This window comes from Streptomyces sindenensis, from assembly GCF_014649035.1.
GTDB classification, from domain to species: domain Bacteria; phylum Actinomycetota; class Actinomycetes; order Streptomycetales; family Streptomycetaceae; genus Streptomyces; species Streptomyces sindenensis.
Window position 1 is genome coordinate 18,623 of the sequence record NZ_BMSG01000003.1, and the last position, 19,832, is coordinate 38,454.

The 19,832-nt window shown below is 71.9% G+C and carries 14 protein-coding genes; 7 read left to right on the forward strand and 7 right to left on the reverse strand.

Going from position 1 to position 19,832, the window contains the following annotated elements; translation table 11 throughout:
• Positions 1 to 44 precede the first annotated feature (44 nt).
• From pulA to IE145_RS05300, 3 genes are all read left to right on the forward strand, one after another.
• The gene (gene pulA / locus IE145_RS05290; RefSeq protein ID WP_189519318.1) at positions 45 to 5,363 is read left to right on the forward strand and encodes a pullulanase-type alpha-1,6-glucosidase; all 5,319 of its coding nucleotides are present in this window, start codon (positions 45 to 47) and stop codon (positions 5,361 to 5,363) included.
• Positions 5,364 to 5,523: 160 nt separating this feature from the next.
• Positions 5,524 to 7,674, forward strand: a complete 2,151-nt coding sequence (locus tag IE145_RS05295; RefSeq protein ID WP_189519805.1) for an ATP-binding protein — start codon at positions 5,524 to 5,526, stop codon at positions 7,672 to 7,674.
• A 157-nt stretch (positions 7,675 to 7,831) separates the two neighbouring features.
• Positions 7,832 to 8,536, forward strand: coding sequence for a DUF2470 domain-containing protein (locus IE145_RS05300; RefSeq protein ID WP_189519320.1), 705 nt, complete (start codon positions 7,832 to 7,834; stop codon positions 8,534 to 8,536).
• A gap of 14 nt (positions 8,537 to 8,550) precedes the next feature.
• Here the strand turns inward: IE145_RS05300 and IE145_RS05305 are convergent, their stop codons facing one another.
• The 3 genes from IE145_RS05305 to IE145_RS05315 form a co-directional block, all read right to left on the reverse strand.
• Positions 8,551 to 9,279 (reverse strand): TetR/AcrR family transcriptional regulator, encoded by a 729-nt coding sequence (locus IE145_RS05305; protein ID WP_189519322.1) that lies wholly within the window; start codon positions 9,277 to 9,279, stop codon positions 8,551 to 8,553.
• A 116-nt stretch (positions 9,280 to 9,395) separates the two neighbouring features.
• Positions 9,396 to 10,493 carry a PDR/VanB family oxidoreductase gene (locus tag IE145_RS05310; RefSeq protein ID WP_189519323.1) on the reverse strand — a complete coding sequence of 366 codons (1,098 nt, stop codon included), beginning with the start codon at positions 10,491 to 10,493 and terminating at the stop codon, positions 9,396 to 9,398.
• A gap of 3 nt (positions 10,494 to 10,496) precedes the next feature.
• Positions 10,497 to 11,402, reverse strand: coding sequence for a metal-dependent hydrolase (locus IE145_RS05315; protein WP_189519324.1), 906 nt, complete (start codon positions 11,400 to 11,402; stop codon positions 10,497 to 10,499).
• Positions 11,403 to 11,493: 91 nt separating this feature from the next.
• Here IE145_RS05315 and IE145_RS05320 point away from each other — a divergent pair, with 91 nt between their 5' ends.
• Positions 11,494 to 12,246 carry a class I SAM-dependent methyltransferase gene (locus IE145_RS05320; RefSeq protein WP_189519325.1) on the forward strand — a complete coding sequence of 251 codons (753 nt, stop codon included), beginning with the start codon at positions 11,494 to 11,496 and terminating at the stop codon, positions 12,244 to 12,246.
• 27 nt (positions 12,247 to 12,273) lie between these two features.
• Positions 12,274 to 12,762 carry a hypothetical protein gene (locus tag IE145_RS05325; protein ID WP_189519326.1) on the forward strand — a complete coding sequence of 163 codons (489 nt, stop codon included), beginning with the start codon at positions 12,274 to 12,276 and terminating at the stop codon, positions 12,760 to 12,762.
• A gap of 33 nt (positions 12,763 to 12,795) precedes the next feature.
• On the opposite strand, the gene IE145_RS05330 is transcribed toward IE145_RS05325, so the two are convergent.
• Both IE145_RS05330 and IE145_RS05335 read right to left on the reverse strand, forming a co-directional pair.
• The gene (locus IE145_RS05330) at positions 12,796 to 14,340 is read right to left on the reverse strand and encodes a DUF1996 domain-containing protein (RefSeq protein WP_189519327.1); all 1,545 of its coding nucleotides are present in this window, start codon (positions 14,338 to 14,340) and stop codon (positions 12,796 to 12,798) included.
• A gap of 76 nt (positions 14,341 to 14,416) precedes the next feature.
• Positions 14,417 to 14,962, reverse strand: a complete 546-nt coding sequence (locus tag IE145_RS05335; RefSeq protein ID WP_189519330.1) for a carboxymuconolactone decarboxylase family protein — start codon at positions 14,960 to 14,962, stop codon at positions 14,417 to 14,419.
• 32 nt (positions 14,963 to 14,994) lie between these two features.
• Between IE145_RS05335 and IE145_RS05340 the strand changes: the two genes are divergently transcribed.
• A complete protein-coding gene (locus IE145_RS05340) occupies positions 14,995 to 15,489 on the forward strand; it encodes a MarR family winged helix-turn-helix transcriptional regulator (RefSeq protein WP_189519332.1) in 495 nt (164 codons plus the stop codon).
• Between the two features lie 16 nt (positions 15,490 to 15,505).
• On the opposite strand, the gene IE145_RS05345 is transcribed toward IE145_RS05340, so the two are convergent.
• Together IE145_RS05345 and IE145_RS05350 are read right to left on the reverse strand one after the other, a co-directional pair.
• The gene (locus tag IE145_RS05345; protein WP_189519334.1) at positions 15,506 to 16,153 is read right to left on the reverse strand and encodes a LuxR C-terminal-related transcriptional regulator; all 648 of its coding nucleotides are present in this window, start codon (positions 16,151 to 16,153) and stop codon (positions 15,506 to 15,508) included.
• Positions 16,138 to 17,406: a sensor histidine kinase gene (locus tag IE145_RS05350; protein ID WP_189519336.1), complete on the reverse strand. Its 1,269-nt coding sequence runs from the start codon at positions 17,404 to 17,406 to the stop codon at positions 16,138 to 16,140. The genes IE145_RS05345 and IE145_RS05350 overlap by 16 nt, the downstream gene beginning before the upstream one ends.
• Positions 17,407 to 17,651: 245 nt before the next feature.
• Between IE145_RS05350 and IE145_RS05355 the strand changes: the two genes are divergently transcribed.
• Positions 17,652 to 19,769 (forward strand): MMPL family transporter, encoded by a 2,118-nt coding sequence (locus IE145_RS05355; protein WP_189519338.1) that lies wholly within the window; start codon positions 17,652 to 17,654, stop codon positions 19,767 to 19,769.
• Positions 19,770 to 19,832: the final 63 nt, after the last annotated feature.

A 19,832-nucleotide genomic window follows, 5' to 3' on the forward strand; every position in this document is an offset into this window, starting at 1 on the left:
ACCGGCCCGTCTCCGCACCGATCAAGCCCCGAGGAGCACCCTCCGTGTCCCGAACGACCCTCAGACGAGGGGCGGTGGCCGCCCTGTGCGCGGCGCTGCTGCCCGTCGTCCCGGCGGCCACCGCCGCCGCATCGCCCCGGCCGCCGTCCCCGCCCTCGGACGCGAAGCTCGCCCGTGAGGCGGCCCGGCACGACCTCACGCGCGAGCAGTTCTACTTCGTGCTGCCCGACCGCTTCGCCAACGGCGACGCCTCCAACGACCGGGGCGGGCTGACCGGTTCGCGCCTCGACCACGGCTACGACCCCACGGACAAGGGGTTCTACCAGGGCGGCGACCTCAAGGGGCTCACCCAGAAGCTCGACTACATCAAGGGCCTCGGCACCACCGCCATCTGGATGGCCCCGATCTTCAAGAACCGGCCCGTCCAGGGCACCGGCAAGGACGCGTCGGCGGGCTACCACGGCTACTGGATCACCGACTTCACCCAGGTCGACCCGCACTTCGGCACCAACGCCGACCTGGAGAAGCTGATCGACAAGGCCCACGCCAAGGGCATGAAGGTCTTCTTCGACGTCATCACCAACCACACCGCCGACACCGTCGACTACGCGGAGAAGGCCTACGGCTACAAGCCCAAGGGCGCCTTCCCCTACCTCGACGCGACCGGCCGCCCCTTCGACGACCGCGAGGGCGTGAAGAAGGTCGACCGGGACTCCTTCCCGTACACCCCGGTGCAGGCCCCCGGCACGGGCAAGAAGGTGCCGTCCTGGCTCAACGACCCCACCATGTACCACAACCGGGGCGACTCGACGTGGGCCGGCGAGTCCAACGAGTACGGCGACTTCTCCGGGCTCGACGACCTGTGGACCGAGCGTCCCGAGGTCGTGAAGGGCATGGAGAAGATCTACGAGAAGTGGGTCCGCGACTTCGACATCGACGGCTTCCGCATCGACACCGTCAAACACGTCGACCTGGACTTCTGGACCCAGTGGGCCACCGCGCTCGACGCCTACGCGGCCAAGCGCGGCCGGGACGACTTCTTCATGTTCGGCGAGGTCTACTCCGCCGACACCGAGATCACCTCGCCGTACGTCACCCGGGGCCGCCTGGACTCCACGCTCGACTTCCCGTTCCAGGACGCCGCCCGGCAGTTCGCCTCCCAGGGCGCGCCCGCCGACAAGCTCGCCTCGGTGTACGGCAACGACTTCCGCTACACCACCGACAAGGCCAACGCCTACGAGCAGGTCACCTTCCTCGGCAACCACGACATGGGCCGCGTCGGGACCTTCCTCAAGCAGGACAACCCGAAGGCCGATGACGCCGAACTGCTCAAGCGGGCCCGGCTCGCCAACGAGCTGATGTTCTTCGGGCGCGGCAACCCGGTGATCTACTACGGCGACGAGCAGGGCTTCACCGGCGCGGGCGGCGACAAGGACTCCCGCCAGACCCTCTTCGCCTCGAAGACCCCCGACTACCTCGACGACGACCAGCTCGGCACCGACCGCACGCACGCCTCGGACGCGTACGACACCAAGCACCCCGTCTACCGCTCCATCGCCGCCCTCTCGAAGCTCACCAAGGAGCACCCGGCGCTGCGGGACGGCACCCAGATCGAGCGGCTCGCGGACGGCTCGGTGTACGCCACCTCGCGCATCGAGACGAAGCGGCCGTACGAATACCTCGTCGCCTCCAACAACGGCACGAGCCCGAGGAAGGTCCAGCTCGCCACCGAGTCGGCCGACATGAACTTCCGTACGCTGTACGGCGGGTCCGGCGCGGTCCGCAGCGGCAAGGACAAGAAGGTGACCGTCACCGTCCCCGCGCTGTCCAGCGTCGTGCTGAAGGCGGACCGGACCGTCGGCGCGCCCGCCGCCAAGCCCGCGATCTCGCTGAAGGCTCCGGCCGCCGGTGCCACCGGCACCGTCGAGATCGCCGCCGACGTGGACGGCGGACAGCTCAACCGCGTCGTCTTCGCCGCCCAGGTCGGCAACGGCAAGTGGCAGACCCTCGGCACCGCCGACCACGCCCCGTACCAGGTCACCCAGCACCTCGACGAGACCGTCAAGGCGGGCACCCCGCTGCGCTACAAGGCCGTCGTCGTCGATCGCACCGGGCGTACGTCCAGTGCCCTCGCCTCCACCACCGCCGGGCAGGCCCCGCCGCCCGGCAAGCCCGTCGCCGTCGAGCGCGACCGGGCCGTCGTCCACTACCAGCGCCCCGACGGCGACTACGACGGCTGGCAGCTCAAGTCCGGTGACAAGACCGCCGCGTTCATCGGGCGCGACGCGTACGGCGCGTTCGCCTGGATCGACCTGGAGAAGGGCACCGACTCCGTCCCGTACACCGTCGAGAAGAACGGCACGGCCGACGGACCGCGGCGGACCATCGACCTCGGCGTGACCGGGCAGGTCTGGATCGAGCAGGGCAAGGACGGGCAGACGGCCGAAGCCCCCGAGACCCCGCCGCAGGACACCACCAAGGCGGTCCTCAACTACCACCGCCCCGACGGGAACTACGACGGCTGGGGGCTGCACACCTGGGCCGGCGCCAAGGAGCCCACCGACTGGGCCAAGCCGCTGATGCCGGTGAAGAAGGACGCCTACGGGGTCACCTTCGAGGTGCCGCTCGTCGACGGGGCCACCAGCCTCAGCTACATCCTGCACAAGGGTGACGAGAAGGACCTGCCCAGCGACCAGTCCCTCGACCTCGCCACCTACGGCCACGAGGTCTGGATGCTCGGCGGCAAGCCCGGCTACCTCCTGCCGCAGACCGGCGGCGGCGCGGCCCCCGACCTGTCGAAGGCCGAGGCGCAGTGGATCGACGCGAACACCGTCGTCTGGAAGGTGAAGGCCACCGACGCCACCAGCCAGCAGCTCGTGTACGCGAAGAAGGGCGGCATCTCCGTCGTCGACGGGGCGCTCTCCGACGAGGGGCAGTGGCTGCGGCTCCAGCAGGGCGAGCTGAGCGACGCGCAGAAGGCGAAGTTCCCCCACCTGAAGGACTATCCGGCGTTCACCGTCGACGCCCGCGACCGCGACCGCGTCCGCGAGTCCCTGCGGGGCCAGCTGATCGCGACCCAGCGCGCCGCCAACGGGGCCCTGCTCGCCGCCACCGGCGTACAGACGGCCGGGATCCTGGACGACCTGTACGGCAAGAAGGCCGCCTCCGCCGAACTCGGCCCCGTCTTCGCCAAGTCCAGGCCGACCCTCTCCGTCTGGGCGCCCACCGCACAGACCGTCGCCCTCGAACTCGACGGCCGTACCGTCCCGATGAAGCGCGACGACCGCACCGGCGTCTGGTCCGTCACGGGGAAGAAGAACTGGCGGGGCAAGCCCTACCGGTACGCCGTGACCGTCTGGGCCCCCACCGTCCAGAAGCTGGTGACCAACAAGGTCACCGACCCCTACTCCACAGCCCTGACCGCCGACTCCGCCCGCAGCCTCGTCGTCGACCTCACCGACCCGAAGCTCGCGCCGCGCGGCTGGTCCGGCCTGAAGAAGCCCGCCGCCACCCCGCTGCGGGACGCCCAGATCCAGGAACTGCACGTCCGGGACTTCTCGATCACGGACCGCACGGCGAAGCACCCCGGTGAGTACCGGGCCTTCACCGACACCCGTTCGAAGGGCATGCGGCACCTCAAGAAGCTCGCCGACTCCGGCACCAGCCACGTCCATCTGCTGCCCGTCTTCGACATCGGGACCATCCCGGAGAAGAAGAAGGACCAGGCGGCCCCCGACTGCGACCTGACCGCCCCCGCACCCGACTCCGAGAAGCAGCAGGAGTGCGTGAGCAAGGCCGCCGCCAAGGACGGCTTCAACTGGGGCTACGACCCGTTCCACTACACCGTCCCCGAGGGCTCCTACGCCTCCGACCCGGACGGCACCCGGCGCACGGTCGAGTTCCGGCAGATGGTCCAGGGCCTGAACAAGGCCGGGCTGCGCACGGTCATGGACGTCGTCTACAACCACACCGTCGCCTCCGGGCAGGACGACAAGTCGGTCCTTGACCGGATTGTGCCCGGCTACTACCAGCGGCTCCTGGAGGACGGCACCGTCGCCACCTCCACCTGCTGCGCCAACACCGCGCCCGAGAACACGATGATGGGCAAGCTCGTCGTCGACTCCGTCGTCACCTGGGCGAAGGAGTACAAGGTTGACGGCTTCCGCTTCGACCTGATGGGCCACCACCCCAAGGACAACATCCTTGAGGTCCGCAAGGCGCTGGACCGGCTCACCCCCGCCAGGGACGGCGTCGACGGCAAGAAGATCATCCTCTACGGCGAGGGCTGGAACTTCGGCGAGGTCGCCGACGACGCCCGCTTCGTCCAGGCCACCCAGAAGAACATGGCCGGCACCGGCATCGCCACCTTCTCCGACCGGGCCCGCGACGCCGTGCGCGGCGGCGGCCCCTTCGACGAGGACCCCGGTGTCCAGGGCTTCGCCTCCGGCCTCTACACCGACCCCAACTCCTCGCCCGCCAACGGCACCCGCGCCGAGCAGAAGGCCCGGCTGCTGCACTACCAGGACCTGATCAAGGTCGGCCTCACCGGCAACCTCGCGAACTACACCTTCACCGACACCTCCGGGCGCACGGTCAAGGGCTCCGACGTCGACTACAACGGGGCGCCCGCCGGATACGCGGCGGTGCCCGGCGACGCGCTCGCCTACTCCGACGCCCACGACAACGAGACCCTCTTCGACGCCCTCGCCTTCAAGCTCCCGGCCGGTTCCACGGCCGCCGAGCGGGCCAGGGCCCAGGTGGTCGCCATGGCCGCCTCCGTCCTCTCCCAGGGGCCCTCGCTCTCCCAGGCGGGCAGCGACCTGCTGCGCTCCAAGTCCCTGGACCGCAACTCCTACGACAGCGGCGACTGGTTCAACGCCCTGCACTGGGACTGCCGCGACGGCAACGGCTTCGGACGGGGCCTCCCGCCCGCCGCCGACAACCGGGACAAGTGGCCCTACGCGGGGCCCCTCCTGGCCGCCACCGGCACCATCGCCCCGAACTGCGGCCAGATCGGCGGGGCTTCGGCCGCCTACCGCGACCTGCTCACCATCCGCTCCACCGAGAAGGAGTTCTCCCTGCGCACCGCGGACCAGGTGCAGTCCGCCCTGTCCTTCCCGCTCTCCGGCAAGGACGAGACCCCCGGCGTGATCACCATGCGCCTGGGCAAGCTCGTCGTCGTCCTCAACGCCGCCCCGGACACCGCCACCCAGCGGCTCGCCGCACCGGCCGGGAAGACGTACGCGCTGCACCCGGTCCAGGCCAAGGGTGCGGATCTTACGGTCAAACGAGCCAGGTACGACGGGAAATCGGCCACTTTCACCGTCCCGGGACGCACCGCGGCCGTCTTCACTCTGCGCTGACCACCCGCGGCACTACGGTGACGGCAGACGTCGGCAACGGAGCCGCGACAGCCGTACCCGGTACCGTCCGGCCGGCCCCGCCCACCCCTTTTGGGGAAGGGCGGGGCCGGCCCGCGGCCGTCGGCCCGCCGGCGCACCCTGCCCCAGCGTGCGGACGGTGATGATGACCAAGGTGGGACACCTTCCCGAGGAGACGAGCAGCTTCGTCGGGAGGCGGGCCGAACTGACCCGGCTGCACACCGCGTTGACCACCCGCCGGATGACCACCCTGATCGGCCCCGGCGGGGTCGGCAAAACCCGGCTCGCGCTCCGGGCCGCTCGCGCGGCCGCCGACCGATACGCGGACGGCGCCTGGTGGGCCGACCTCTCCCCGCTCCACGACGACCGGCTGCTGCTCCCCACGGTCTCCGACGCGGTCGGGCTCGCCGACCACACCCTGCGGATGCCCGTCGAGGCGCTCTGCGAATGGCTCGGCGACAAGCAGCTCCTGCTCGTCCTCGACTCCGCCGAACACCTCCGCGCCCCCTGCTCGCACCTGCTGGCCGAGATCCTCACCACCTCGCCCGCCCTGACCGTCCTGGTCACCAGCAGGCAGCCGCTCGGCACCCGCGGCGAGTACGTCGTCGAGGTGCCGCCGCTCCCGGTCGACGGCGCGCCCGACGCCCTCCAGCTCTTCGCCGACCGGCTGCGCGCCACCGACCCCCGGGCCGGCCTCGACGCCCCCGGGGACGAGGCGGCCGCCGCCGCGATCTGCCGCCGCCTCGAAGGCATCCCGCTCGCCATCGAACTGGCCGCCGCGGGGATCGGCCGCCACAGCGTGGCCCAGCTCGCCGCCCGGATCGGCACCCGTTTCGACGCCCGGGGCGTCACCGTCGGCGTGCCCGGGGCGTACGGCTCCTCCGGCGCGGCCGGGCTCCCGGGCGGCCCCGGGGCCTCCCCGGCCCCCGGCACCTCCCGGCTCGACCTCCTCGCCGACGAGACGGTCTGGCCCCGCCGCCACCGCACCCTGCGCACCGCCATCGGCTGGTCCCACGAGCTGTGCTCCCCGCTGGAACGCCTCCTGTGGGCCCGGCTCACCCCCCTGCGCACGGACTTCGACGCCACGGTCGCCCGCGAGGTCTGCGCCGGGGGGCCGCTCACCCCCGACGCGGTGGACCGGGCGCTCCAGGGCCTCGTCGCCCAGTCCGTCGTCCAGCGCGACGGCGACCGCTACCGGATGCTCGACACCCTGCGCGAGTACGGCCGGATGTGGCTCACGGAACTGGGGGAGGCCCGCGCCGCCGCCGACCGGCACGCGCGAAGCTTCCTCGGCCTGGCCCGCCGCGCCCACGAGGGCTGGACCGGACCGGACCAGGTGTCCTGGTACCACAAGGTGGCCGACACCCACCTGGATCTGTGCGCCGCCCTGGAGCACCTGCTCGCCCACGACGTCGGCGGCGCCCAGGAGATGGCGGGCCGGGTCGGCTTCTTCTGGGCCTGCTGCGGCCACCTCGCCGAGGCCCGGAACTACGCCCGGCGCGCCCTGGACGCCGGCCCCGTCGAAGGGCCCCACCGGACCAGGCTGCACTGGGTCCTCGGCGTCGCGGCCCTGCTCCAGAGCGACTTCGCGACCGCCGAGAAGTACGGGGCGCTCTGCACGGCCGCCGCCCTGGACGACCGGGACGACGAGGGCATGCTCGGCGCCACGTATCTCACCGGCCTCACCCGGCTGATGACCGGGGAGCCCGAGGCGGCCCTGGAGGCGACCGGGCGCGTCCTGCGGATGACCGAGGGCGTCCCCGTGGACTCCGGTCACCGGCTGCGCTGCCGCCTCGTCATCGTCTTCGCGCTCACCGCGCTGGGCCGGTTCGCCGAGTCCGAGGCGGCGGCCACGGCGCTGCGCCGGGCCTGCGAACGCGGCGGCGAGTTCTGGACCCGCTCCTACGCGGACTACCAGCTCGCCCTGATCGCCCTGCTCCAGGGCCGCCCGGACGCTTCCGCCGCACACGCCCGGGCGATGCTCGCGGGCAAGCACCGGCTCCGCGACAGATTCGGCATCGCGCTGGGCCTGGACCTGCTGGCCGCCGCCATCGCCGCCCAGGGTGCGGGCGCCCAGGCCGCCCGGGTCTACGGCACCGGGCACGCGTACTGGCGGATGGTCGGCCACCCCCAGCGCGGCACGCCCGAGCTGGGCCCGGTCCGCGAGCGGTGCGAACTCCAGGCGCGGGCGGCCGTGGGCGACGAGGCGTACCAGCGGGCCTTCGAGCGCGGTCAGTCGGACAACGCGGAGGTCGGTCTCGCCGCCGCCCTGCGCACCGAACTACAGCTCTGAGCGGGCCGGCCCCCTCTCACCGGGGCCGAACCGCGACTCCGACCAGAGCGTGAGCGGCACTCGGGGCCCCGGACTACCCGCATCCACCACTTGTGGGTAAGGTTAGGCATACCTAAGTAGCCGCTTGGGTTCCGCTGCCCCTCCCTGGAGAACTCGGATGCGTCTTTCCCGCCCCCGCGCCACGCAGCCGACCCGCGCCGAGCGCGTCCGGTCGATCCTGACCGTCGCCCACTCCATGACGGTGGTCAGCGACGGGACGCACACCGAAGTCCGCCGCCTGGACGGCACGGGAGCGATGGGCCACATCCACCTGCATGCCCCGAACGACGGCAACCACGCGGTCGGCGCCGAACGCGTCCCGGCCCGCCTGGAGTTCACGGACATCGCCGCCACTCCCGTACGCGACCGGCTGCGCGCCCGCGTCACGGTCACCGGATTGCTGGCCGCCCCGTACAGCACCGACACCGAGCAGTCCACCTGCATGGAGTTCGGCCAGGCCGTCCTGGAGGACGCCGAGGGGCGCACCTTCGTCACCCTGGACGAGCTGGAGGAGGCGGAGACCGACCCGATCGCCGCCTGCGAGGCGGGCATGCTCACCCACCTCGTCGACGACCACGCCGAACTGGTCCCGCTCCTGCTGCGCCTGGTCCACCCCCGCCCCGAGCGCGGCATGACCCGGGCCGTGCCGCTGGCGATGGACCGGTACGGCGTCACCCTGCGGCTCGAATACCCGGGCACCCACGAGGACGTCCGGCTGCCGTTCCCCCGTCCCGTCACCGAGATCGACCAGGCGGGCCCGCAGATCCACGCCCTGCTGGCCGCCGCCCGCCGCGTCTCCCACCGCAACGGCCTGCCCGCCTGAGCCGACGACGCGCCCTACGGCCTCGGCAGCCGCTGCGCCGGTACGGCGGGCGCGTCCGGGCCGAACGCGGAGAGCCGGGCCAGCAGATCCCCGAACAGGCCGTCCGCCGGCTCCTGCGACAGCACCCGCAGCACGATGTCCGCCATCTCCTGGTCGTACGCGGCACTGACGGCGGCCAGCGCCCCGAAGTCGTGCACCAGCTGCATCTCCAGCTCCTCGCGCGGAATGCGCCGCCCGTCCAGCCAGATCAGCGCCGTCGACTCGGCGAGCGACACCCAGGAACGGACCACCAGCTCCAGCCGGGCGGGCGGTTCGGTCACCCCGAGGTGCGTGATGATCTGCTCGTACGCGGCCTGCCGCACCCCGTCGATCATGGCGTTCGCCGTCGAGGAGCCGACCGCGGGCCCGCCGCGCATCAGCGCCGAGAACCCGGGCCCGTGCTCGTCGACGAAGTCGAAGAACCGCCCCATCACCCGCAGCAGCCGCGTGGCCAAAGGCCCTTCGAGCGGCTCCAGGAAGCGGGCCGCCAGCTCGTCGGCGGCCCGCCGCAGCGCCGCCTCGTACAGGCTCTGCTTCCCGGGGAAGTAGTGGTACACCAGCGGACGGGAGATCCCCGCGGCGGCGGCGATCTCATCGATCGACACGTCCTCGGGCGAGCGGCGGCTGAACAAGTCCAGCGCGACGCCGATCAGTTGCTGTCTGCGCTCGTCGACGCCCATCCTGCGCCGCACCCCGGTCGTCATGCGATCAGCCTAGCGGGGGACCGGCCCCGATGACCCTAGGTCCTGTCGTCAAACTGCCGTCGTCGCCCGGAGGGCGGCCGCGCGGCGCGCGGCAGACGGCAGTTCGACGACAGGACCTAGAGGTCCAGGACGAGACGCCCGCCCCGGCACCGCGAGACGCAGATCAGCATCGAGTCGCCCCGCTCGTCCTCGGTCAGCAGCTCGTCCCGGTGGTCGATCTCGCCCTCCAGCACACGCTGTTGGCAGGTCCCGCAGAACCCCTGCTCGCAGGAGTACGCCACATGCGGCAGCTCCGCGCGGACGGCCGCCAGCACCGACTGCCCGGCCGCGACCGGCACCGTACGCCCGCTGCGCCTCAACTCCACCTCGAACGCCCCGGTGCCACCGGAGCCGTCGCCGGAGCCCGCCGTGCCGCCCGTCGCCGCCGAGAACCGCTCCAGGTGCAGGACGCAGCCCTCGGGCAGTGCGGCGGTGGCGGCGGCCATCAGCGGCTCGGGGCCGCAGCAGTAGACCGCCGTCCCCGGGGCGAGGTCCGCCAGCGCCCCCGCCACGTCGGGGTGGCCCGCCTCGTCCTGGGCGACGACCGTGACCCGGCCGCCGTCCGCGCCCAGCTTCTCGATCTCCTCCAGGAACGGCATCGACGCCCGCGACCGCCCCCCGTACAGCAGCCGCCACTCGGCCCCCGACGCGGCCAGCGCCCGGAGCATCGGCAGGACCGGGGTGATCCCGATGCCGCCGACGACGAAGACGTAACCCGGCGCCTCGGTCAGCGGGAAGCGGTTGCGCGGCCCCCGCACCTCGACCTCCAGACCCTCCTGGAGCTGTTCGTGCACCTCCCGCGAACCGCCCCGGCCGTCCGCCACCAGCCGGGCCGCCACCGTGTACGCCCCGGTGTCCTCCGGGTCGCCGCACAGTGAGTACTGCCGCACCAGACCGGACGGCAGCACCAGGTCCAGATGGGCGCCGGGCGACCAGCGCGGCAGGGCGGGCCCCTCCAGCCGGAGCTGGACGACCCCTTCGGCGACCTCGGTCCGCCCGGTGACCAGCAGCTTGCGGACCGCCGTCGCGCGCCGCTTCGAGTGACCCGACACCGGCTCGGGCAGGGCGGGCAGCGGCCACAGCGGGGACCGGGCGATGCGGCGTTTCAGGGCGCGCCGGGTGAGCAGGGCGGCGCCGGAGACCAGCACGACGGTACGGAGACGGGGCAGCGCCATCGGTCAGGCCCCCTTCGCCGTCTCGGCCTCGGCGGCCAGAGCGGCGGGGGAGCGGGTCAGATAGTCCACGGCCTGGGCCGTACTGCCCTCCTGCGAGGGGTGGTAGGACCGGCTGAGATAGCTGGGGACCGAGCGCAGGATCGAGCCCGTGCTCGGCAGCGTGCCCTGCTTCCCGCTCGCGTGGAACGCCTTGAAGGACGCTTTGCCGTCCAGCAGCGTGGGGTCGTTCTCCATGAAGAACCGGGTGCCGCGCTGCCACAGGAACACCAGCGCGGCGAACGCCGCCGCCCAGGTGCGCACCCGCCGCCGGTAGCCGCCGTCCACATGCATGAAGACGTCGAAGGCCACCGACCGGTGCTCCACCTCCTCGGCCCCGTGCCAGCGCAGCAGGTCCAGCATCGTCGCGTCCGCGCCCTTGCGGTCCAGGGCCTCGGCGTTGAGGATCCAGTCGCCGAGGAACGCGGTGTAGTGCTCGATCGCCGCGATCATCGCCACCCGCTCCATCAGCCACCACCGCGAGGCCCGCCCCGGCGGCAGCGTCCGGTCCCCGAGCAGCTTCTCGAAGAACCAGTCGACCTGCGCGGTGTACGGGGTCGGGTCGAGCCCCAACTCCCGCAGATGCGGCAGCACATCGTCGTGCGCCTGGGAGTGCACGGCCTCCTGCCCGATGAACCCGATGACGTCCTCGCGGAGCCGGTCGTCGTGGATGTACGGGAGGATCTGCCGGTAGACGTGGATGAACCAGCGTTCCCCGGCGGGGAGCAGCAGATGGAGCACGTTGATGGTGTGCGTGGTGAACGGGTCGCCCGGCACCCAGTGCAGGGGGGTCTTCTCCCAGGCGAAGGACACCTTGCGGGCCTTGAGGTGCGTCCGCTCCGACGCGACCGCCGCTGGCTGCGTGTTAGACATGCTGTCAATGTACTGAGGGGTATGCGGGCGGACCAGAGGCGTGCAGGGACTTTCCCTGCGGCTCCGGAAGGCGTCGCGCGATGATCGCTGTATGACGAAACCCTTGCAGGCCCGCTCCTTCGACGCCGTCGCCGCCGCCTACGACGCCCACCGCCCCTCCTACCCGCCCGCCCTGTTCGACGCCGTCGAGGAGCTGGCCGGGATCCCGCTCTCCGGGGCCCGGGTCGCGGACGTCGGCGCGGGCACGGGGCTCGGCACGGCCCGGCTGCACGAGCGCGGGGCCCGGGTCACGGCGGTGGAGCCGGGCGACGGGATGGCCGAGCAGTTCGCCCGGAGCCTGCCGGACGTGCCGCTGGTCCGGGGCGACGGGAACAACCTGCCGCTGCGGACCGGGTCGATGGACCTGATCACGTACGCCCAGGCCTGGCACTGGACCGACCGCGCCCGCTCGGTCCCCGAGGCCCGCCGGGTGCTGCGGCCGGGCGGGGCGCTCGCCCTGTGGTGGAACGACGGCGACCCGGCCGTGGAGTGGCTGGTCGAGCAGGAGAACCGGATGCGGGTCTTCTTCGGGGTGGACGTCCCGGCCGTCCCCGACGTACGGGCCCGTCACCGTGCCGTGCTGCCCGACGGGCTGGACTTCCGCACCCGGCAGGTGGCGTGGAGCCGTCGCGTACCGCTGGAGGTCCATATCGCCAACATGGCCACCCACTCCGACTTCCTGATCGGCGACCCGGTGGCGGTCCGCGACTTCTTCGACCGCGAACGGGCGCTGCTGACCGCCCTGTTCCCGGACGGCCAGGTCGAGGAGGCGTATCTCGTGAGTCTTGCCGTAGCCCACCCCTGAGCCCTGATCCGGGTGCAGGATGGGCCGATGGCGACCGAACCGGAATGGCGAGACGCGCGGCACGGCGGGGTAACTGCCGTGGTCCTGGCGGGATTTCTGCTGCTGGCCGGGTGCAGCACGGAACCGGCCGACGACAACGGCGGCCGGGAGCGGCCCACGCCGAAGCCGGCCGCGACGGGCACGCTGGAGGAGCTGGCGAGGAAGGCCGGCTGCGACCCGAACGTGCAGACCGACGCGGCCGAGCTCCGGCAGGCCAACTGCAGGACGCAAGACGGCCGTTACATCCTCACCACCTTCGCCGCCGACCGCGGTCAGTGGGAGTGGATCAACGAGGCCAAGAACTACGGCGGCTCGTACCTCGTCGGACGGCGGTGGGTGGCCGTCGGCGATCCGGAGGTGGTCGCGGCGCTGCGCGGCCGGCTCGGGGGGACGGTGGAGACCGCCTCGCCTCACCACTCGGGGGACAGTGGCGGAGGGGGGAGCGAGGACGGGCACTCCGGTCACCACCCGGGCTGACCGCGCAGGTTCACGGGGGCCGTGCGCGCCGCGTCAGCGGCAGCGGCGGCCGTCGTTGATGCACCGCACCATCTTCTTCATCAGCCGGTCGTCGAAGACGTTGATGAAGTCACCATGATCGGTGATCGGCTTGTGCAGTTGCTCCGGGAAGGAGTCCACGGCGAAGCCCGGCCCCGGCGGAACGTCGTAGACGATGCGCTGCACCAACTGCGGCACCGCCCGGAACCCGTCCGGGCACCGGCCGTTCCGCTGCGCGAACGCCACATGGGTGCGGTGGTTGGCACTGTCGGTGTTCTGCCCGTCCCAGCAGTTCTGGAAGGCGAACGTCCGCACCACCTGACTGCCCTCGGGGCAGATCGGATACTTGTCCGTCAGCCGGCGGTCCTCGAATCCGGTGCAGCTCCACGAGGCGTTGGCGTTGGCGTCGCCGTTGGTGAACGCCTTGGCGTCCCCGGTGATGATCCGCAGGAAGCGCGGCATCGCGGTGACCCGGCCGACGGGCGAGCCGACGAACTTCAGTGTCACCTGGGCCGGGGTCTGGATCTCCCCGACGTTCTGGTCCCGGCCGCCGCCGTCCGCGTTCACGTCGTCCTCGTCCTGCCCGTTCTGCAGGCGCAGGACCGGCCAGTAGTAGGTCGAGCGGTCGCCCTGGTTGCGGCAGGTGGTCGCGCCGTCCGCCAGATCGTCGTCGCTCGCGAAGGCGTCGTTGGCCTGGTTGCCGATGTAGTCGTGCATGTGGTGCGCGCCGTTGCTCACGCCGGGCGCGACGATGACGTTGTCGGGGTTGAACTTCCCGTTCTCATTACGGCCGCAGTCGGTGGTGAACGTGCCCCGGGACGCGCCCCGGCGCTGGCGGGGCCGGTCGACGTTGGGCTGGACGGACTGGATATCGACGGAATCGGCGGCCACGGGCCCGTTGCCGCCCTGGCCCTGGTCCTGCCCGGGGTCCTGCCCCTGGCCGGGGTCCTGCCCGGGGTCCTGGCCCTGCCCTTCGCTCTGACCCTGATTCTGGCCCTGGTCCTGGCCTTGGCCGTCATCCTGGCCGCCGTCGCCGCCCTTGCCGTCACCGTTGCCGTAACCGTCGCCGTTTCCGGGGCGGCTGCCGTCGGCGCGCAGGCTGCACCCGGCGAGGCTCTCCAGTCCCTCCGGCCGCTCGCCCACGCGTCCGATGGCGATGGCGATACGGTCCAGGCTCGCCGTCCGCTTGCTGCGCAACGGGCCGAGCACGGCGTTCTCCGCGAGCCCGGGGTCGCGGGCCATCTGCTCCTTCCGGTCCGCGAACTGCCGGTAGGCGTCGGTGATCTGGGTGTCCATCGCCGCGAGTTCACGGTCGACCTCTCCGCGTGCCCCGTCCGGCACCTCGGGCAGTCCGTTGACGGCTTCGGGGCAGTCGATGGTGGACAGCCGGCTGCCGGCGTTCTGCGCCCGCGTGGGTGGAGACGAACCGGACGGCCCTTCGCCCGCGGAGGCGTAGACATTGACCGCGACCAGCCCACCTCCCCCCAGGATCAGGGCTACGGCGGCGGCGATGGCCCGGTTGGCCGGCGTGGAACGTTTCTTGCGCGATATGCGTCGCATGGGACTCCTCTGCTTCGAGGGAGAAGCGTGACGTCCCATACGGACGGGGCGGCCGACCCGTTCACCCGGCCCCCGACTATCGCGCGAACGCCGCCAGTCGCTCGTCCACCGGGGCCCCGGTGAGCCGGTTGGCCAGGGTCGACAGGGTGTACGCGCCGATGCCCAGGACCACTTCCAGGGCGTTCTGCTCGGTGTGACCGTACGCCAGGAAGTCCCGCAGGTCCGCGTCGTCCACCGCACCGGCCGAGGCGAGCACCGCCAGCGTGAACCGCCGTACGGCATCGAGGCGTTCGTCGGGCAGCGGGACCTCCGTGCCGTCGCGCAGGGCGGCGATCAGCGGCGGGTCGGCCCCCAGGGCGGTCAGTTTCGCGGTGTGCATCGCGACGCAGACATGGCAGTCGTTGCGGGTGGCCATGGTCATGACGACGACCTCGCGGGAGAGCGGCTCCAGCGTGCAGGCGTCGAAGATCGCGCTGATCTTCAGGAAGCCGTCCAGCGTGTGCGGCGAGGCCGCGAGCCGGGCGACGGCGGCGGGCCGGTAGCCGAGGCGCTCCGTCACGGCCGCCATGGCGCGTCGCGACGCGGGCGGGGCGGTATCGGGGGTGAGATCGGCAAAGGGCATGGCGAACCTCTCGCGGAGATAGGATCGACAACATGGTTGACGAAAAAAAGGTAAACCAGGTTGTCGAAACTCGCAACGGCTTCGAGCTGCCGCTGCTGCTCTTCGCCGGCTTCCGCTCGATCATCGACGCCCTGCACCGGGACCTCGCCGAGCACGGGCACCCCGAGACCCGCCCCGCGTACGGCTTCGCCCTCCAGGCGGTGGGCCCCGACGGCGCGGCCATCAGCGAGATCGGGCGGCGCCTCGGGGTCTCCAAACAGGCCGCCGGGAAGACCGTCGACAAGCTGGAGACCCTCGGCTACGTGGAGCGCGCCCCGGACCCCGCCGACGGCCGGCGCACCCTGATCCGCCTCACCCCGCACGGCGTCGACCTGCTGAGCCGGTCCGCCGAGGGCTTCGACCGGCTGCGGGCGGAGTGGGCCCGGACGCTCGGTGAGGACCGGCTGACCGCCCTGGAGCGGGACCTGCTCACGATGGCCCCGGGCGGCGCGTTCCGGCTGGACGCGGCGGGCTGGTTCACCGGCTGAACGGAGGAGAAGCGGCTCAGCCGCGGTCCAGGTACGCCAGCACCGCCAGCACCCGGCGGTTGTCGTCGTCCGACGGGGGCAGGTCCAGCTTCCCGAAGATGTTCGACGTGTGCTTGGCCACCGCCCGCTCCGTGATGACCAGCTGCGCGGCGATGGCGGCGTTCGACCTGCCCTGCGCCACCAGCTCCATCACCTCCAGCTCGCGCGGGGTGAGCCCGCCGATCGGCTTGTCCTGCGAACGGCGCGACAGAAGCTGGGAGATGACCTGCGGGTCCATCGCCGTTCCGCCCGCCGCCACCCGCCGTACCGCGTCGATGAACTGGTCCGCGTCGAAGACCCGGTCCTTCAGCAGATACCCGACCCCGCCGTTGCCGTCCGCCAGCAACTCCCGGGCGTACAACTGCTCCACGTGCTGCGAGAGCACCAGCACCGGAAGCCCCGGCCGGGCCCGGCGGGCGGCCAGGGCGCACTGGAGACCCTCGTCCGTGTGCGACGGCGGGAGCCGGACGTCCACGACCGCGACGTCCGGCTCCAGCTCTGCGAGTGCCCTGGTCAGTTCGGGCCCGGTCTCCACAGCCGCGGCGATCTCGAAGTCGTACGCCTCCAGCATGCGCACCAGGCCGTCGCGCAACAGGAAGAGATCTTCGGCTAGGACAACTCGCAAGGGATCTCCATGGTCACCATGGTGGGGCCGCCCGCGGGACTGCTGACGGCCAGGACGCCGTCGAATGTACCCAGTCGCCTCTCGATCCCGCTCAGGCCCGACCCCGATCCGATCGCCGCTCCACCCTTGCCGTCGTCCGTCACCAAGATGCGGAGCATCCCCTCCGCATGGTGCAGGTCCACGTACACCCGCTCGGCCTCCGCGTGCTTCACCGTGTTCGTCAGGGCCTCGCTGACCGCGAAGTACGCCGCCGACTCCACCGGGGCCTCCGCCCGCCCCGGCAGCTCCACCGCGACCTCGGAGGCGAGCGGCAGCCGCAGCGCCAGCGCCCGGACCGCGTCGCCGAGGCCCCGCTCCGCGAGGACCGGCGGATGGATGCCCCGGACCAGGTCGCGCAGTTCGGTGAGCGCCTCCGCCGACGACTCCCGGGCCATCGCCAGCATCTTCCTCGCCTGCGCCGGATCCTTCTCGATCAGCGCCTCGATCGTGCCCAGGTTCATGCCCATCGCCACCAGCCGGGCCTGCGCCCCGTCGTGCAGATCCCGTTCGATGCGCCGCAGTTCGGCGGCGGCCGTGTCCACGGCCTCGTGCCGGGTCTCGGTCAGCCGCTCGACGCGCTGCGCCAGCTCCTCGTCCTGGGTCGGCGCCAGCACCGTACGGGCGAGCGAGAAGTGCAGCCGCAGCAGCGGCCTGTTCGCCCAGAGCCCGACGTGGAAGAGCACGATCCCCAGCGCCAGGGCCGCGAAGGCCGTCGCCTGGCTGTCCACCGGCACGAACCCGTACCAGTACGGATCGTCCCTGAACACCCGCCACAGCCCCGCCGCGAGGACTAGCCCCTCGACCGGGTAGACGATCAGCGCCGCACCCATGAACGCCACCACCGCGCCGACGGTCATGTCGATCAGCAGCCACTGCAGGTCCCGCCAGGTCGCCGGATCCCTCAGCATCAGCGTGGTGCGCTCCACCTGACCGGTGACGCCCGTCCGCAGATCCCTCGGGAACGGCCGGTACGGCACCGGGATCCGCACGTCCGACCAGGTCATCGCCCACAACCGCCGCTGGTTGGCGTGCTTGCGGACGGCCTCCAGCACCACCGGGGTGGTGAACACGCCGATGCCCAGCAGGATGAAGGAGATCGAGACCACCGCCAGCACGAACAGGGTGACGGACACCGTCATGGCGGCCACGAACAGCAGCAGCCCCCGTCCCGCCGCCAGTATCGACGGCCGCAGCCGCCCCGTGATCACCTTCATTGTGGATCCTCTCCCCTCGCCGGAGCCGGGCCGGTCCCCGGTCCGGGTGCCAGTCTCGCTCGATCCGCCCCCGCCGCGTCAGCCGGTCCACCACCGTCTCGGGGTGTATCTGGCACCACCCCCGCATCCACCCCCTGCCCCACCGCGACCGGGGGCTTCGACGGCTGGGGCGGACCGCCGCCGATTCCTAGATTCGAAGCGTCCCGATCCACTTATCTGACGCTTACCTCCGGGGGAGAGACCACATGAGGCGCAACCTCGCCGCACGCATCGGCGTGTGGAGCACACACCATCGCAAGACCGCCGTACTCGGCTGGCTGCTCTTCGTCGTGCTCGCCACGGGCATCGGCGGAGCCACCGGCATGGTCGAGATGACCAACGCTGAGAACGGCGCCGGAGATTCCGCCCGTGCCGAGCAGATCCTCCTCGACGCGGGACTCGACAAGCCCGCGGGCGAACTCGTCATGGTCTCCTCCCCAGCCGCGGGCGACTGGAAGCCGGCCGCCGACGCTCTCGCCACCGCCGTACGGGAGACCGGCGAGGCACAGAACATCGCCCCGCCCGTCGCCTCGAAGGACGGCAAGGACGCCCTGATCACCTTCGAGATGAAGGGCGATGCCGCGACCTCGTCCGACCGGGTCCAGCCCGTCCTGGACGCGGTCGCCGCCGTGGGCGACGACCACCCGGACGTCGAGATCCACCAGTTCGGCGAGGCCAGCGCGGGCAAGTGGCTCGGCGACCTCCTGGCCGACGACTTCAAGAAGGCCGAGTTCACCGCCGTACCGCTGGCCCTCGGCATCCTCGTCGTCGCCTTCGGCGCGATCGTCGCCGCCCTGCTCCCGGTCGGGCTCGCCCTCACCGCGTGCATGGCCGCCTTCGGCCTCCTCTCGATCGCCAGCCACCAACTGCACCTGTTCCAGACCACGTACTCGGTGATGTTCCTGATGGGCTTCGCCGTCGGTGTCGACTACTGCCTCTTCTACCTGCGCCGCGAACGCGACGAACGCGCCGCCGGACGGGACGCCGAGACCGCCCTGCGCATCGCGGCCGCCACCAGCGGCCGGGCGGTCCTCGTCTCCGGCCTCACCGTGATGGTCGCGATGGGCGGCATGTTCCTCTCCGGACTCCTGCTGTTCAAGGGCTTCGCGCTCGCCACGATCATCGTCGTGTTCATCGCCATGCTCGGTTCGGTCACCGTCCTGCCCGCCCTGCTCTCCTGGCTCGGCGACCGCGTCGACGCGGGCCGCATCCCCCTGCTGAACCGCCGCGCGAAGCACGGCCACTCGGGCAGCGGCCGCATCACCGGCCGGCTGCTCGGTCCCGTCCTCGCCCGCCCCCGCACCTTCGCCGTCGCCGCCGTCGTCCTGCTGCTCGCCCTCGCCGCGCCCGCCCTCGGCATGAAGACCGAATCCCTCGGCCTGGAGAAGCAGTTCGGCTCCGACTCGCAGCTCTCCATCGCCCACACCCGCATCACCGACAGCTTCCCCGGCGGCCCCGCCCCCGCCCTCGTCGTGGTCACCGCGCCCGACATCACCGCCCCGGAGGTCGCCAAGGCGCTCGACGGCTTCGAGGACGTCACCGTCCACCGAGACAAGAACGTCGCCGAGATCGAGATCCCCCTCCCCGGCGGCAGCACCGACCTCACCGAACTCCGCGAGAGGACCCTGCCCGCCGCCTTCGACGGTACCGGCGCGAAGACCCGGGTCACCGGCGAGATCGCGGGCTCCGTCGACTTCAACGACCAACTGCGGCGCGGCATCGTCCCCGTCTTCGCCTTCATCACGGCGGTCACCTTCCTGCTGATGCTCCTCTGCTTCCGCAGTTACGTCATCGCCATCACGTCCATCGTCCTCAACCTGCTCTCCGTGGCCGCCTCCTACGGCGTGATGACCGCCGTCTTCCAGCACGGCTGGGGCGCATCCCTCATCGGTTCGGAGGGAGTCGGCGCGATCGAGGCGTGGATGCCGCTGTTCGTCCTCGTCGTCCTGTTCGGCCTCTCCATGGACTACCACGTCTTCGTCGTCTCCCGGATCCGCGAGGCACGCGGCGCCGGCCTGGACAACCGGTCCGCCATCGAGACCGGTATCCGCCGCACGGCCGGGGCGGTCACCGGAGCGGCGGCGATCATGGTGGCGGTGTTCGCGGTGTTCGGGACGCTGTCCATGCAGGACATGCAGCAGATGGGCGTCGGCCTCGCCGTCGCGGTGCTGCTGGACGCCACCGTCGTACGGATGGTGCTGCTGCCCTCCGTGATGCTGCTGCTGGGCGAGCGCAACTGGCGGACCCCGCGCGGGCTTTCGCGGCTGCCGAGCCTGGAGCACGAGGAGCCCGTCGAGCCGGTGGGTGACACCGTACGGGTCTGAGCGGACGCGTACGGGCAACGGGTCGGCCCCGGAGCGCGGTGAACGAGAACCGTGCTCCGGGGC

Excerpts from the sequence above, each read along its gene's own strand:
- IE145_RS05330 (WP_189519327.1), bottom strand. The coding sequence starts at position 14,340 with ATGCGACGCATATCGCGCAAGAAACGTTCCACGCCGGCCAACCGGGCC.
- IE145_RS05340 (WP_189519332.1), top strand. The coding sequence starts at position 14,995 with ATGGTTGACGAAAAAAAGGTAAACCAGGTTGTCGAAACTCGCAACGGC.
- IE145_RS05310 (WP_189519323.1), bottom strand. The coding sequence starts at position 10,493 with ATGGCGCTGCCCCGTCTCCGTACCGTCGTGCTGGTCTCCGGCGCCGCC.
- IE145_RS05320 (WP_189519325.1), top strand. The coding sequence starts at position 11,494 with ATGACGAAACCCTTGCAGGCCCGCTCCTTCGACGCCGTCGCCGCCGCC.
- IE145_RS05350 (WP_189519336.1), bottom strand. The coding sequence starts at position 17,406 with ATGAAGGTGATCACGGGGCGGCTGCGGCCGTCGATACTGGCGGCGGGA.
- IE145_RS05355 (WP_189519338.1), top strand. The coding sequence starts at position 17,652 with ATGAGGCGCAACCTCGCCGCACGCATCGGCGTGTGGAGCACACACCAT.
- IE145_RS05325 (WP_189519326.1), top strand. The coding sequence starts at position 12,274 with ATGGCGACCGAACCGGAATGGCGAGACGCGCGGCACGGCGGGGTAACT.
- IE145_RS05305 (WP_189519322.1), bottom strand. The coding sequence starts at position 9,279 with ATGACGACCGGGGTGCGGCGCAGGATGGGCGTCGACGAGCGCAGACAG.
- IE145_RS05315 (WP_189519324.1), bottom strand. The coding sequence starts at position 11,402 with ATGTCTAACACGCAGCCAGCGGCGGTCGCGTCGGAGCGGACGCACCTC.
- IE145_RS05295 (WP_189519805.1), top strand. The coding sequence starts at position 5,524 with ATGATGACCAAGGTGGGACACCTTCCCGAGGAGACGAGCAGCTTCGTC.
- IE145_RS05335 (WP_189519330.1), bottom strand. The coding sequence starts at position 14,962 with ATGCCCTTTGCCGATCTCACCCCCGATACCGCCCCGCCCGCGTCGCGA.
- IE145_RS05300 (WP_189519320.1), top strand. The coding sequence starts at position 7,832 with ATGCGTCTTTCCCGCCCCCGCGCCACGCAGCCGACCCGCGCCGAGCGC.